This is a genomic window from Paradesertivirga mongoliensis, from assembly GCF_024436395.1.
GTDB classification, from domain to species: domain Bacteria; phylum Bacteroidota; class Bacteroidia; order Sphingobacteriales; family Sphingobacteriaceae; genus Paradesertivirga; species Paradesertivirga mongoliensis.
The window spans coordinates 549017-563627 of record NZ_JAFMZO010000003.1 but is presented as its reverse complement, the minus strand read 5'-3'; the positions used below and the strand labels follow the sequence as shown (position 1 = coordinate 563627).

At 41.0% G+C, this 14611-nt stretch carries 16 protein-coding genes; 4 read left to right on the top strand and 12 right to left on the bottom strand.

Annotation, left to right across the window (positions count from 1 at the left end; genetic code table 11):
• Positions 1 to 46: 46 nt before the first annotated feature.
• From J3P43_RS13685 to mdh, 3 genes are read right to left on the bottom strand one after another with little or no spacing between them, the layout of a single operon-like run.
• Positions 47 to 442, bottom strand: coding sequence for a group III truncated hemoglobin (locus J3P43_RS13685; protein ID WP_255903330.1), 396 nt, complete (start codon positions 440 to 442; stop codon positions 47 to 49).
• 12 nt (positions 443 to 454) lie between these two features.
• A complete protein-coding gene (locus J3P43_RS13680; RefSeq protein ID WP_255903328.1) occupies positions 455 to 901 on the bottom strand; it encodes an aspartyl protease family protein in 447 nt (148 codons plus the stop codon).
• A 58-nt stretch (positions 902 to 959) separates the two neighbouring features.
• Entirely contained in the window at positions 960 to 1898 is a 939-nt protein-coding gene (gene mdh, locus J3P43_RS13675; protein WP_255903325.1) for a malate dehydrogenase, read from the bottom strand.
• Between the two features lie 138 nt (positions 1899 to 2036).
• Here mdh and J3P43_RS13670 point away from each other — a divergent pair, with 138 nt between their 5' ends.
• The 4 genes from J3P43_RS13670 to J3P43_RS13655 all read left to right on the top strand — a co-directional run bounded on the left by J3P43_RS13670 (position 2037) and on the right by J3P43_RS13655 (position 7146).
• Positions 2037 to 2579, top strand: coding sequence for an RNA polymerase sigma-70 factor (locus J3P43_RS13670; protein WP_255903323.1), 543 nt, complete (start codon positions 2037 to 2039; stop codon positions 2577 to 2579).
• Between the two features lie 159 nt (positions 2580 to 2738).
• The gene (locus J3P43_RS13665; RefSeq protein ID WP_255903321.1) at positions 2739 to 3725 is read left to right on the top strand and encodes a FecR family protein; all 987 of its coding nucleotides are present in this window, start codon (positions 2739 to 2741) and stop codon (positions 3723 to 3725) included.
• Between the two features lie 16 nt (positions 3726 to 3741).
• Positions 3742 to 6402, top strand: a complete 2661-nt coding sequence (locus J3P43_RS13660; protein WP_255903319.1) for a carboxypeptidase regulatory-like domain-containing protein — start codon at positions 3742 to 3744, stop codon at positions 6400 to 6402.
• 15 nt (positions 6403 to 6417) lie between these two features.
• On the top strand, positions 6418 to 7146 hold the full coding sequence (locus J3P43_RS13655; RefSeq protein WP_255903317.1) for a head GIN domain-containing protein: 729 nt from the start codon (positions 6418 to 6420) through the stop codon (positions 7144 to 7146).
• Positions 7147 to 7275: 129 nt separating this feature from the next.
• On the opposite strand, the gene J3P43_RS13650 is transcribed toward J3P43_RS13655, so the two are convergent.
• The 9 genes from J3P43_RS13650 to J3P43_RS13610 form a co-directional block, all read right to left on the bottom strand.
• A complete protein-coding gene (locus J3P43_RS13650) occupies positions 7276 to 7755 on the bottom strand; it encodes a GNAT family N-acetyltransferase (protein WP_255903315.1) in 480 nt (159 codons plus the stop codon).
• A gap of 348 nt (positions 7756 to 8103) precedes the next feature.
• The gene (locus tag J3P43_RS13645) at positions 8104 to 8709 is read right to left on the bottom strand and encodes a hypothetical protein (RefSeq protein ID WP_255903313.1); all 606 of its coding nucleotides are present in this window, start codon (positions 8707 to 8709) and stop codon (positions 8104 to 8106) included.
• 441 nt (positions 8710 to 9150) lie between these two features.
• A complete protein-coding gene (locus tag J3P43_RS13640) occupies positions 9151 to 9402 on the bottom strand; it encodes a hypothetical protein (protein WP_255903311.1) in 252 nt (83 codons plus the stop codon).
• A gap of 44 nt (positions 9403 to 9446) precedes the next feature.
• Positions 9447 to 10070 carry a hypothetical protein gene (locus J3P43_RS13635; RefSeq protein ID WP_255903309.1) on the bottom strand — a complete coding sequence of 208 codons (624 nt, stop codon included), beginning with the start codon at positions 10068 to 10070 and terminating at the stop codon, positions 9447 to 9449.
• A gap of 170 nt (positions 10071 to 10240) precedes the next feature.
• Positions 10241 to 10969, bottom strand: a complete 729-nt coding sequence (locus J3P43_RS13630; protein ID WP_255903307.1) for an ankyrin repeat domain-containing protein — start codon at positions 10967 to 10969, stop codon at positions 10241 to 10243.
• 269 nt (positions 10970 to 11238) lie between these two features.
• A complete protein-coding gene (locus J3P43_RS13625) occupies positions 11239 to 11799 on the bottom strand; it encodes an STM3941 family protein (protein ID WP_255903305.1) in 561 nt (186 codons plus the stop codon).
• 187 nt (positions 11800 to 11986) lie between these two features.
• Complete coding sequence (locus tag J3P43_RS13620) at positions 11987 to 12838, bottom strand: hypothetical protein (RefSeq protein WP_255903303.1); 852 nt, start codon at positions 12836 to 12838, stop codon at positions 11987 to 11989.
• Between the two features lie 65 nt (positions 12839 to 12903).
• Entirely contained in the window at positions 12904 to 13467 is a 564-nt protein-coding gene (locus tag J3P43_RS13615) for a hypothetical protein (protein ID WP_255903301.1), read from the bottom strand.
• A gap of 147 nt (positions 13468 to 13614) precedes the next feature.
• On the bottom strand, positions 13615 to 14157 hold the full coding sequence (locus J3P43_RS13610; RefSeq protein ID WP_255903299.1) for an LURP-one-related family protein: 543 nt from the start codon (positions 14155 to 14157) through the stop codon (positions 13615 to 13617).
• Between the last annotated feature and the right edge of the window lie 454 nt (positions 14158 to 14611).

Sequence of the window (14611 nt, the reverse complement as noted above, 5' to 3'; positions counted from 1 at the left end):
CTTGGTCCTCAGTTAAAAGTACAAAATTCTGGATTTTGTTTGAGTGTTATTTTTTATTTTGAGTAGGTCTGCCTAAAGTACTTATTTTAAAAAACATAAGATCGGCGATGGACTGGGCTTTCTCCTTTGCCAACTGAGCGTATTCGCCTGAGAAATACTCATCAACTGTAGCATAAAAGATACTTTTCCATCGTTCAAAGTGGCTGTCCAGAAGGGGATGTTTCTGATTGAGCTTAAAATGAACTTCGATGGGATTCCCCTTAAATCCTTTCTGTCCGAAAAGAATTGCTTCCCAGAAGTCGTACATCTTAGGCAGATGATGGTCCCAGTTTACCTTTGCAACATCTGTGAAGATATAGCCGATCAGCTCATCACGCTGAACTTTCTGGTAAAATGAATCGACCAGTAGTTCTATGTCTTCCCGGGACCTTAAGTCTTTCATGTCGGTTGCTTACTAGTTATCCAGAGATGGCGGTTCAGGTTTTACAAAATGTATTTCTTGCGAAGCATAGCTGATGGTAGCCTGATACTTCATCAGAATATCACCCCCGATAACCCCAATTATTGGTCCAATTTCAATGCTTTGGTATGCCGTGTTAATCATCGAAAGATCTAATACTGCTGTTTCAAAGTCACTTATTTCGAGTTCACCTATAATGAGGTGCGGAACCGTCAATGTATAACTTTCCATGGAGTTTGTCCCCAAACCTGTGGAGAGCTTGTCGCTGGCAAGAAGAGCATCCGTTTCGATATAATTTTCAACGGTAGACTTATCGAATACCGTTCTGGATGCACCCGTATCTACTACGGCCTTGAAGGGTTGGTTGAAAACGAAAACTTCCACCAAAAGGTGGAAGCCATCGTCGTGCAGATTTAAAATTTCAAGGTTAACTTTATGCATGATTGAATTTAACCCGTATGTCGAAAACACTGCCTCTTTTAAAGGCTGATTGCTTTACTTAAATTAATTTTGATTCGGCAAGTACATTATTCATGCCACGAACAGCATCAGCACTTTTGTTGAAAGCAGCCTGTTCGTCATCGCTTAATTTAAAGTCAATAATTTTTTCCCAGCCATTTTTGCCCAGGATTACAGGTACAACCAGCGAAATATCTTTTTGTCCGTATTCGCCGTCAAGCGCTACACCACAAGAAATTAGTTTTTTCTCATCGCGCAGGATACTTTCAACCATTGCTGCAGTTCCAGCTCCCGGTGCATACCAGGCGGATGTACCAATCAGTTTCGTCAAAGTAGCGCCACCAACCATGGTCGAAGAAACTACTCTGTCTTGTTGTTCCTGACTTAATAACTGTGTTACCGGGATGCTGTTCCACGTAGCATGCTGAATTAAAGGAATCATGGTGGTATCGCCGTGTCCGCCAATAACTACTGCATTCAAATCGGCCGGAGAACATTGAAGTTCCTGACTTAAATAATATTTAAAACGCGCAGAATCCAAAGCCCCGCCCATACCAATGATTCTTTCTTTAGGTAAGCCGGAAGTTTTGAATGTAAGGTAATTCATGGTATCCATAGGGTTGGATACTACAATTATAATGGTGTTTGGAGAATATTTAAGGATGTTTTCTGTAACGCTTTTAACGATACCAGCGTTCGTTCCGATAAGTTCTTCGCGGGTCATTCCAGGTTTGCGTGGCAGACCAGAAGTGATTACCACCACATCAGAATCTGCAGTTCTCGCGTAATCATTGGTTACCCCAATTATTTTGGTGTCGAAGCCCAGTAATGCAGCAGTTTGCATCATATCAATAGATTTTCCTTCGGCAAATCCTTCTTTGATGTCTAAAAGAACAACTTCTTCTGCAAGTTCTTTCCTTGCGATATTATCGGCACAGGTTGCGCCTACGGCACCTGCTCCAACTACGGTAACTCTCATGCTTATTTAATTATAGATTAATAAGCGCCCAAGTTAAAAAAATCAATGTGTCGAATGAAATTCTTTTTTGAGTTTTGTAACGCGCAACCGCGTTTATACGTCAATAGAATACGCTAAATACACAAATAGATAATTGTAATGTCCCTGTTGCTGGATATCTCGGGTTTTGAAGCATTGTTCCAGGTTAATTATAAGCCCCTGTGTGCTGCCGCTTACCGTATCCTACAGGATAAAGACCTGGCAGAAGATATTGTACAGGACATCTTTTATAAGCTTTGGGAGAATAGAGATTCATTAGAGATCAACACTTCTCTCAAAGCTTATTTATTTAAGAGCGCGATCAACCAATCGATCAACTACAATAAAAAATACCGGAACGCTCTAAGCCGTGATCTTAACTTTGGACTGGAGACTGGTTCTGACATTAATTCCACAGCAGATTCCATTGATTTCAAAGAGACCAGCCTGCGTGTAGATGCCGCCATCAAGGCCTTACCCGAAGCATGTCGTACCGTTTTTATATTAAGCCGATATGAACAATTAAGCTATAAGGCAATAGCAGAGCATCTGGATATTTCTGTAAAAACGGTTGAAAGCCAGATGACTAAGGCCTTGAAGCATCTCAGAAAATGGCTGCTCTTAATAGGGATTATACTGATTTTAAATTTTTTTAATATTTGAGTAGGGGTAGATGCCTCTCGAACTGTCATATTTATAAACGACCTAAGATGGAAGAGCAATTGTTGAATGAAGCTATTGAAAAGTGTATGGAAGATTCGGCTTCTATGGATGATTTATTTGGAGTAATAGCTTTAGCTGCTTTGATTATCGCCTGATGTTATGACCGAGGAAAAGTACTGGAACTTGATGAGCAGATATTTGTCTAACGACCTTTCCATAGAGGAAACGGATGAGTTGTTAGCATGGCTGGGTGACGATCCGGCCAGAGCCGATTTGCTTAAAGAGCTTCAGCAAACCTGGGATGCAACCAAGAACTACCCCGAAGATTTTCATGTGGATACCAAAGCAGGTTGGCAGCGGCTTAAAGCATCGATTAATGTAAGTGAGAAAATCGTGGAGCTTAGACCGCGAAACAGCATGCGCTGGCTTAGTATTGCAGCCAGTTTAATATTAATCTCTGTTGCTGTGTTCTTTGGATACAAATCCCTTAACTCAAGTCAGTTGATCGAGGTGGCAACTCTCAAAGGACAGCAGAAAGAGGTTGTACTTCCAGATGGCTCAAAGGTGTGGCTGAATGAGAACAGTCTGCTGACTTTTAACAGCGACTTAAACGAGGCTCAATCACGCAATGTGGAACTAAGCGGAGAGGCATTTTTTGAAGTTACCAGAAACCCAGATGTACCATTTATCATCGAAACTGCAGGTACGCTGACCCAAGTGCTGGGAACGTCCTTTAACGTTCGGCAGAACGGCGAAGGCGGCACTAAGGTCTCGGTAGTTACCGGTAAAGTGTCCTTCAAGCCCTCGCAAAACCCTGGCCAGGAGTTGATCTTACTTCCAGGGGATGCCGGACTAATTACCCGGGAAGGCTATGCTGCTAAGTCGAAGTTTGAAAACCGAAATTTCTTGTACTGGAAAGATAGAGAACTCGTGTTTAATAACTCCACTTTATCTGAAGTGCTAAAAACGCTCGAAACTTCTTACCGGGTAAGGTTTGAGTTGAAAGATGAGGAGCTTCTCGAGCATCGCATTACTACTTCATTCAAGGATATTCCACTCGATCAGGCTATTCAGGTGCTTGAAGCGATGCTGGATCTCCATGTACAAAAAACTGATTCCGCTTACGTCGTCGAAAAGAAACAGTAATCCAAAACGTATCACGATGAACAATTTGAAAAAGATATTAATCTTAACGGGGATTTTATGCCTTACTCTGAACGTGTGGGCGCGGCAAACTACAGCCGACAGAATTTCCGTCAATTACAATGAACAGCCATTATTAAGTATACTGGCCGACCTTAGGAAGAATCATAAACTTAATTTTTCTTACAGCAATACAGATATCCCTCTCGAAAAAAAGATCAGCCTAAGGCTTAGTAAAAAGACCATTGCAGAGGTATTAAATGCAATAACTGAAAAAGCTGGTTTGCAATGGCAGCAGATTGGCAAACAGATCGTGCTAAAAAGCCGACCGTCTAAAGTTAAGGCAGAGATTGATCAACCTCCGTTGCAACTCACGCAAACTGTTAGGGGTAAAGTGATTGATAAAGAAAGTAATTCGCCTCTTCCGGGAGTTATTCTCCGGTTAACTTCCGTAAGCCCTGTCAAGCTTGTATCGACAGACGAGGCTGGCGAGTTTCGCTTTTTAAACGTGCCTGTGGGACGTCAGGAGATCGAGGCCACGACCATTGGCTACAGACCCGTGGCCCTCAATCAGGTTCTGGTTAGCTCAGGAAAAGAGCTGGTGCTTACCATCGCTATGTCTGAATCTGTTACAGATCTTAATGCCGTAGTGATAACCGCAAAAAAGGGCGGAAGCAGGTCGATAAATGATATGACGACTGTAAGCGCCCGATCATTCACTGTAGAAGAAACGAGCAGGTACGCTGCCAGTTTTTTTGACCCTGCACGTATGGCGCTTAGCCTGGCCGGCGTAACCGCCGGTAACGATGTGAATAACGATATCGTTGTACGCGGTAACTCATCAAAAGGCCTGCAATGGCGGCTCGAAGGAGTGGAAATTATAAACCCTAATCATTTCGGAGAGGAGGGAAGCTCGGCAGGGGGAATAAGTATGATCAGTTCGAGCATGCTCAGTACCTCCGATTTTTTGACGGGTGCCTTTCCGGCTGAGTATGGGAATGCCTTGTCCGGTGTTTTTGATCTGCAGTTTCGTAAAGGAAACACAGAGAAAAGAGAGTATTCGTTTATGGCTGGAGTTTTAGGCACAGAAGCCTCTTTAGAGGGTCCGTTTAAAGCGGGCGGCAAATCATCCTACCTCGTTAATTACAGGTATTCTACGTTAAGCTTTCTGGATAAGATCGGCATATCGCCATGGCCCGAAGGGTTTACTCCGGTTTACCAGGATATTGCGTTCAACTTCAACTTTCCTACCGCAAATGCCGGAACCTTCTCAATTTTTGGGATCGGGGGAAATAGCGGTCAGAAAATGGATGCTGAACGCGACTACACTTCATGGGAGGTGTTAGACGATAAGTCCGACCGGAAATCTGTTTACAACTCCGGAAGTGCAGGCCTGAAGCATATTTTGCAACTCAGCAATAAAGTTTACCTAAAAAACATTGTCTCTCTTTCCGGAAGTAAGATTACAGACGACAGAGATACCCTAACGAACGGTTATGAAGTGAATGTATTCGGAAGAGATGCCTATCAAAATACAGCCATGCGTTATTCGGGGCTTTTAAATTATAAAGCCAGCGCAAGAAACACCTTCAGAGCGGGGATGATTGTATCAAGACTTGGTTTTGATTTAAGCTCACTCACTCATAAAATTGATATCGGACGTTTGAGCATGGTACTGGATGCGAAAGGTTCAGCCTGGAATCCGGAAGTGTACGGGCAGTGGAAGCATCAGTTTACCGATAAATTTGCGCTACATACGGGCTTGCATGCCAGTTATTTCGATTTGAGTGATACATACAGCGTTGAACCCAGACTAGGGTTAACCTGGTGGATATCTCCCAGCGAACAGGTTTCACTTGGTACTGGAGTACACAGCCGTTTAGAACCTATGGCTTATTATTTCGCGCGGAACGAACTTAAAGACGGTACAGTGATTACTTCTAATTCAAAACTGGAGCCCACTAAAGCAATGCATGCGGTAGCAGGCTATGAACGAAGTTTTCGTGGGGGATTGAGGTTCAAAGCAGAGGCCTATTATCAGCAACTGTTTAATGTGCCTGTTTCGAACGACCCCAATGCTAACTTTTCTTCGCTGAACACGGCAAACGCATATTTTGTCTATTCGCGTGGATACAGGCAACTGGTTAATAAGGGCAAAGGATCTAATACCGGTTTGGAACTTACTTTAGAGAAATCGTTGAGCAGGGGATATTATTTCCTCGCTACCTCCTCTCTGTTCGACTCACGATTCAAGAACATTAACGGCAAAGTATTCAATACCGATTATAACACTAATTACGCCGGAAGCTTTGTATCGGGCAAGGAATGGAAAACAGGGGCGGCCGGCAAAAACCTTGTGGGGCTGAATACCAAAATTGTATATACCGGCGGGCGTCCTTATTCGCCGATAAATCTTGAGGAATCTGTAAAGAACGACTATCATACTATTTACGAAGACCGAGTAAACACTTTGAAAACGTCTGCCTATTTCCGGGTCGATCTTTCTGCCAGCTATAGAATAAATCGCCCCCGGGTAGCCCATGCCTTCTTCCTCGACATCCAAAATGCAATGAACAGGCTTAACCAACTAGGAGAATTTTATAATTCGGAGAAAAATAAAATAGAACCGATTACCCTTTCCGGAATCATTCCCTCATTGTATTACCGTATAGAATTTTAAACACACCCTAATATTATGAATACTATAAAAACGAAAGCATTTTTAATGCTTACTGCCACTGCTTTGCTTGCCGCCTGCAACTTCGACGACGGATTTAGACCATGTGTACGTGGAAACAATACTATCAACACCGAAACGAGAGCTCTGGCAGATTTTAATTCCGTAGATTACCTCATGGAGGGCGATATAGAAATCAGAAAAGGAGAGCGGCACGAAATTATGATCGAAGGAAATTCGAACCAGATGGAGCATGTTCGTACACGGGTATCCAACGGAACACTCCGGATCGACAGTGAAAGATGCCTCAAAAGCACCCGCTTCAAATTTATCGTTTATACGCGCGACTTGGAAAAGGCGAAGCTTTCGGGCTCGGGAAATATGGATGTATCTGATGGGTTTACCCCGCGGCATATGTCTTTTGAAGTGGCTGGTTCGGGCAAGATCAGCGCAAGTTCAGTTTCGGCATTGAAAGTTACCGCACGGCTTAGCGGAAGCGGAAGGCTCGACATGGAAGGCACATGTCAAACTTTTGATATACAGCTGAGTGGTTCAGGTATGATCCGCGCATTTGCACTGGTTTGTAATACGGCAAATGCTAACATATCGGGTTCCGGCGGAATCGAAGTTTTCGTGTCAGATAATCTGAACGCTAATATCAGCGGAAGCGGGACCATTCGTTACAAAGGTGATCCTACCGTAAATGCTGCTATCAGCGGGTCGGGTAAAGTGACGAAAGTGCAATAAAGGCGGTCATCCGGATGAGCTTGCTCATCCGTTTACCGGGAGAAGGCTTGAATGTGAGTCGCTTTCTGATAATGCCCTTAGTTTTGGCGAAACAGAGTCGCAAATGACTTGCAGTTTATTACAAGTTCGTTATTCGCTGGTGCAGGAAAGCTCGGTGGAGTCTACATATTTCATCTTATATAAATGAAAACCTTTTGCCCAATAATCGTTCATCACTTCCAGAAGCCGAAAGCCTAGCTTCTCATAAAATTTATAAGATAGCTGAGATGTCCGCACGATGATTTGATGAACCGTTTCAAGCTGCTGCAATTTACCGATTCTGTATTTTAAAAGCTTACTGCCCAGCGATTGTCCCTGGAATTCGGGATGAATGATATCCCAGCTTATTATGCCGGTGCTATTGTCTTCAGAAAAGTTAATGCCACCACAGCCCACAATGTGCTGATTTAACTCCAGCACAAAATACTGCTCAATTTCATGGTCGAGATAGTAGTTAAGGTCTTTTTCTTCTTCCGCAGAAAAGTGAGCAGGAGTGTTGAGCTTCAGTAAATTTAAGACGGCCTCTTTATCAGAAATAGTGTAATTGCGTATTGTTGATTGGTTTTCCATATTTGACTCGGAAATTTTATTAAGATAAGAAAGAAGTTGTGAGATGTAAGAAATAAGATTTAAGAAATAGGAAGACAGGATGTAATCGTTAAGGTTGCAGAGGATCAGATATTATTGAGTTTCCTGCGAACAAAAGTGAAGTACAAAAAAGTTGAGACAATACTATAATTGGTAAGGATAATCTCATTTTAACATTTTTATAATTCTGCTAACGGCTAGGCTTGTTGATATTGCGAAATTGAGAGCAAGTCAACCGCAAGCCAGCACTGATGTAATAGATAGCACCGGAATAACATAAATCTCGCAGCCGCAATTGCAACAAGGTGATGTTAGCTGTTCGTCGTTTTTCTAGTCTGCCCGTCTAATGGTCCCAATTTTAAGTCCTGTCCAATAAAAATAGTCTTGTAGTAATTCAAACTTGGATTCACATGACGCCCAATTCTTGATTGTCTTTGAGCTTAGTCTATCTTGATGGCACTCAAAACAAATCTCGATATAATCTATTACTCGCCCTTTGTCGTTTAAAAAGATAACAGAGTTTCTGGGGTTATAACATTTTCGTCCTGGGTCGGCAAGCTGAAACCAATAGTCTGTCGATTTAACGCCAACATTATAAAGGATTTTTGTTAAACTGTCGATTTGTAAGTCGTTTAGAACTAAGCTTTCACGCACCTGGGTCATATCAAGTTTCCTATTCTTAACTGGAGTCGTATTTTGCGTTACGGTGGTGTCGTCGTACGAAATTAGAAGGATTTTATTAGCCTTATTAAAAGGATAAAATTGCAAACGTTGTTGCAAAGAATAGATGTTGCGGTAAGTGCATTTATAGTTCTCCGTTGCAATTGAATCATCCCGTTCAGTCGGAAACCTATATTCAATAACTTTCTTTTTATTTTGAGCGAAGGCTGTTGCCGAAAATAAGAGAAGTATAATTAGGGTAATGTATTTGTTCATAGGCGGGTTGTTACAATGAGGGTGCTAACGTTAAGTGTTTATATTGTGCCCGCTTGAGAGCACTCCCGTGTCGAGCTGCACTAAATGTAATTAAAAAGCAGAAAATTTCGAGAACCACATCACCGGGCATAGTTTAAACATGGTGTTAGGCGTAGATTTTATTTTGTCCGTTGATTCTCGTCTTTTGATTCCCTCTTTAAGTCCTTAATTTTTCGTCCATTTAATACTTTCCATTCGGGAGAGTCAAGTAGACTAGTTATTCGGTCTTGCTCCTCGGAACGGTCAACAGTCCGAATTGCAAGTGGTAATGTTTCCTGGTATAACTTTCCATTAAATTGTTCTGGATTATTCATTGCGACTTGGAAGCCAACGATGGGTAAGTCAAGCCTTCTTTCCCGAAGATAAAAACGGAATCTTCCATGCACGCCCAAAGTCACAAGTTTAGGTACAAATTAAGTAAAGAGAGTCATTAGCTAGTTTATAAGTTCCTCCGGTTACTTTATTCGCTTTTTTCGTGTACCTGATTATACAGAACTGGTTCTGTTCTAAAAGAAATAGCTCTGCTTTTACGTAACTAGTATCCTCTACCGACTTAAATTCGAACATTTTTTCTTGCAAGTCTTGAGCCATTGCTTCGGACCATGTAAAAAGGAAAGAGATTGAAAAGAGAATGATTTTAAAGGTATCGGTCATCTTTTAAATTTACGCCTAAAGGCTGTGTTATAAGCAGCCAATTTTTAATATTTATACCCTAGTCGTTTCAATTCGTCTTTAATAGATGCAGCTGTTGTAAATTTGGCTTTTCTACTCCGCTCGTCTTGCCAATCACATTCGCAGCCACCAGAAAGCTTGTTACTTATATATTTTAAAAATCTGAGCTTATTGTCCTTCAGATTCGACATGTTATCATAAACGAAGGTTTGATAAAGGGTTCCGCTTACGTCATAATGCTGAACATTCCATGAAGCTATAATGACTAGTTCTTTTTTTAAGTCTTTGTCTGCGTTAGCGAAAAAAAATGATTCAATTGTCGGGGCACCACCTTCAGTAGGAATTGTGTCAATGAAAATTTTCTGATAGTGATTCGTTTTACTCTTGACGAATAGTACCGCTAGTATCCGGTGGTCTTCTTGTTCGTCAGGGCTATTGGGGCGAAGTTTATAAGCTTGGTCGTAGAACGCTAAGATAACAGGTTTTAAGTCCCAATTAGTTTGAATTACCTTATGAGTAACTGTGGAATGCTCCGGCTTAAATCTCTCAACAAATCGTTCTAGTGTCTCATCTTTTTTTCGCTGAACTTCTTGTCCTGAAGCGAGGAAGAAGCTATAAAGAAGTGTTGTTACGATTAGGCAGTGTCTCATTTGGTTGCTTATAACGGTTAGGGCTTTGCGAAGATGGCGGATTGAAAGCACTTCATTGTCACCCGGCACAAAACTTAGTTAAATGTAGAAAAATTTCGAGAACAAGGTCGCCCGCCATTTTTGCAAAGCCTATGTTGTAGGCTGGTTTGTTCTGATGCGATCCGTCATGTTTACTTTGTTTCGAGGGCACTTTTTATCAGGTCTTTTATTTCGGTGTTTCCGCTTTGTTTTGCAAGTTCCAATGTTGTTTTTCCGTTTTCATCTTTAATGTCTAAAGGAGCTTTATATTTAATAGCAAGTCGAACCATTTCTATAGATCCAGTCTTAATTGCCTCATGAATTACGGTCTCTCCGTCACGTCCGACTACTCCAACATTCGCATTGTTCTTAAAATAGAAGTCGGCAATATCAAATTTCTTAGCATGGAGCGCGGCCAGTAGGGGTGTTGCTTTGTCATCGGGAGATGACTCCATGTCTGCACCATGCGCAAGTAGAAGTTTAACCAAATTTAATGAACCACCTTTAGAAGCAAATCTAATTGGTTGTTGATTTCGTGACGCTGAAGATTTCCAGTTAACATCGGCTCCATTTTTTATCAAAATCTGAACACATTCAAAAGAGTTGGAAATACACCCCACCATAATTGGGGGCATTCCATTTTTTGAAAGTAAATTAGCGTCTGCTTTATGCTTGAATAATAGATTAACAATAGTTGTGTCATTCTTAAACACTCCAAGCCACAAGGGTGTTAAACCGTTTTCGTTGAATTGTTCCGTCGGAATTCCGTCCTTTAACAAGCTCTCAAATTTTACATAGTCCTTGTTCTCTATTACTTTAAAGACGTCTTGTCCAAAAGAAGTAGATGTTATTAAAAGGAGGTAAAAGGCAAGTTTTTTCATATTTAAATTTTAGTCGTATAATTCTTCAGTTTTCTTCTGGTCTTGATGGTATTCACACCAAAAACGCATTGTCGCAATATATTCATCATAGTCAATCCTTTTAGGCGAATGTCTGGTGGCGACTTGTCGGGTTTTTTAAACTTGCCTACAACGTTTAGGGCTTTGCGAAGCTGGCGGATAGAAAGCACCCACTGTCGCCAAGCACAAAACTTAGTTAAATGTAGAAAATTTCGAGAATAGCGTCGCCCGCCATTTTTGCAAAGGCTGTGTTAGCGGGTCGTTGTTTTTTGTCTTCTTCTGTCTTTTAGCTCGCTTTCCAGAAGTCGATACAGCTCCTCAAAGTTAATCTTAAGTCCATTTCCAGAAATACTGATGGGAGAACCACATCTTTTATAATTTCGTCTTAATCCCGTTTTGTTTAAGGCTCGGTTTTGTGCCTTTATATACTGTTCAGGATTGTTTACAACCACTATTATAAATTTTTGCCTAAAAACATTTGCAGTTCTTAATTCCCGAATATCGTCCCATAATATAAGTCCGGTTGAAATCGCACCGGAATTGTCGTAAATGCCTTTTTCGTCTATAACAAGTCCTGGAGCACTATCTAAAAGCTTTTTGGCAATATTAACTAAACAACCTCCGAAAAAAACAATCGAAACTAAGCCCACTCCAAATACAAATATTGGATTAGTAGGTCGGTATGAAGTTGCAAATCCGTTTGGATTACCTACCATCCAAATTCCTCCAACCACAAAAGCGATTGAGCCTAATAACAGCAAAGACAACTTCGTCTTACTTAAAGGAATTTCAATTCGTTCATGCTTAGTCATTTGGTTGGATTATGCGCTCTGTCGGTTTTTTACAATGCCCGCTAACGTTTAAGGGTTTATGTTGTGCCTGATTACAACGCAGTCACCTGTCACCCAGCACTAAAGTAGTTAAAAAGAAGAAAAGGAACGAGATTCACGTCGCCCGGGCATAATTTAAACCCTGTGTTACCTGCAGCCCTTCTTTCTACTACGGTTCAAGGAAAGAGATGTCACCTTTTATTTGTTCTGCTTTCCATGTCAAAGGCAAACGAAGTCCTTTGTCCTCCAGTTTCTTAATTGTCAATGAGTGAAGTTTTCTGAATCGATAATTCTTCTCCACTATAGTGTTAGCGACGTAATAATGGTCAATTAGAAATGTTCCCTTCGCTTTAGCAACATCAGCTAACTCCTTTGATTTCGAAGTCAAATAAAATATTCTTGTGTCGGATGGCTGCGGCTTGCAAGTAATATTAACCGTGCCTTTATTGTCAATCGTGAATTCGGCAAAAACGCTACTCTGATAGTTCATGTTTGCTCGTTCTGCCAAGGAAAATAATGGGATGGAAAGTGCAATTATTATTGAAAAGGCAATTATTGCGTTTCCCCTTTTTTGTCTGATAAATAGGAAAGCTGTTGTTAGCGGAATTAGTGCTATTGTCATCATAAAGGGAAGAACTAGCACCAAGAGCAAAACCGAATTCTGAAAATCAAAAACGAAATATTGCCCTACATGTCGTGCAAGTAAGACGGCATAAGCTAATGATATCCCCAACGTGAGCATGTAGCCAACGTGTCGTTTAGCGAGTATCAATATTGTCGAAACGATTAGAGCTGGATACAAAAATAAAAAAATGATTGTCGTGTTGCCCGTTCCCCAAGAAAAAGTTGTGATAGTAACGGAAAAGAGGCTAAGAACATTTATAACAGCAATAATAAGTATCCAAAGTCGAAACCTTAATGCTGTATGTCCAGGTGGTTGCGGTGTCATTTTAGGGTTGCAGGTAACGAGTGGCGCTTTGCGAAGATGGCGGATAGAAAGCACAAAAATGTCGCCCGGCACAAAACTTAGTTAAATGTAGAAAAAGTTCGAGAATAACGTCACCCGCCATTTTTGCAAAACGCATGTTAGTGGCTGGCTTTCTTTATATTCTGTTCCTGAATAAAAGCTTTTTCGTCCCGAATATAGTAGCTTATTAATCGGCAAGTCCCGGTCCGCTTGATATTCATGATTTGTCCTGGAGTAACTGTGTGAAACTGGTTGTCCCTATATTTCAGGCTATATAGTCGCCAGCCGTTTAAAATCAATATTTTAAAAACTCCTAAATCAATAACGTCTGTTACTTTGAAATTAGCTGTCCTTTTAATACCTGATTTCAGGTCAATGGTGTTTCTGATACTTAAGAAAGCGAAGCCTATCAAAAGAATTAAGGGCGCAATTATCAAAAAGCTTGAAACTCTTGACTGGTATTCATCAATGGTCCTAGGAGCCAACCAGTTGCCCCAACCATAGCGAGGAGGGAAAAAGGGCATAATAAACGCTGTAATGAAAATCACTAAAACAATAACTCCAAACAAAAACCAAGTGGTTTTTTTATAGAACGAGAAGTTGCCGTATTTACCTGATAAACTTTGAACCTCCCATTCGAGAAGTCTTTCTGTGCGATATGTCGTGTCGATTGGTGGGTTCATTAAGCTTGCCACTAACGTTTAAGGCTTTGCGAAGATGGCGGATAAAAAGCACTACTCTTCGCCCTGCACAAAACTTTGTTAAATGTAGAAAAAGTTGGAGATTAACCTCACCCGCCATTTTTGCAAAGGCTGTGTTATAAGCCGTTTTTATTTTGGGCGCCAGTTGTCGTCATAATGTTTCTTATTAGGGTCGTTGATGTAATGTTCTGAACCATCACTCTCAGAACCCATTTCAAAAGTGAGGGCTAGTCCGCAAATCAGTAATGGGTTTTGGTCGCTGTCGCAGCGAATAATAATGGTGTCTTTCTTAAAAAAATTGAAATTAGCCCTGTTAACTTTCGCGACTTGTACGTTGTTGACGAAAATAGACTTCAAATAACCTTGATGCCGGTAATAGTCAAAGGATAAGTTGTTTCCAGTCATTTGATAATGTCGCTTAGGCCATTTGACACACTTAATTTCATATTTCTGGTGGTCATAAATTGTCGTCAGGAAATACTTAGCATTCCAGACCCATGCCCAAGAGCTCCCAGCGACTACAGTTAGTAATAGTTGTCCCTCAAGGTCTCGTATCTCGAGCTGATTCCCTTTATTCCATGTCCAAAACCATTTTCCAGTGAAAACCAAGTTATCCTGCGAGTCTTGAAATATATTATAATTCCTACCTTTTTGATAAATATGCAGGTTCATAAAATGGCTTATAACGATTAGTGTTTATATTGTGCCCGCTTAAAAGCACCTCACGGTCGAGCTGCACTAATGTAGTTAAAAAGCAGAAAACTTCGAGAACTACGTCACCCGGGCATAATTTAAACACGCTGTTACCTGTAGTTAATTTTATGATACTCCGTCTGGTCGATTATTAGCCTTTCTTTCGATAGGTGTTTGATTGTGGAACTTGTCCTGCCGCCCATTGATATTAATTTAATTCTGATGGTGTCATTTTCTTTAACCAACTGAAAGCCGTCTGGATTAGATTCAATAATTATGGTCTCCTTGTCTTGCTTTTTTCCATTAGTTCTGAAACCGCGATAGTCTTTGATAAATTTAAACTCACTGGTCGTATGTTCATCATTTTGAAGCCAAGTTCCTTCTATATACCTCTTGATGCTGTCAAGTGAGGAAATATTCGTCGAATTCCCAC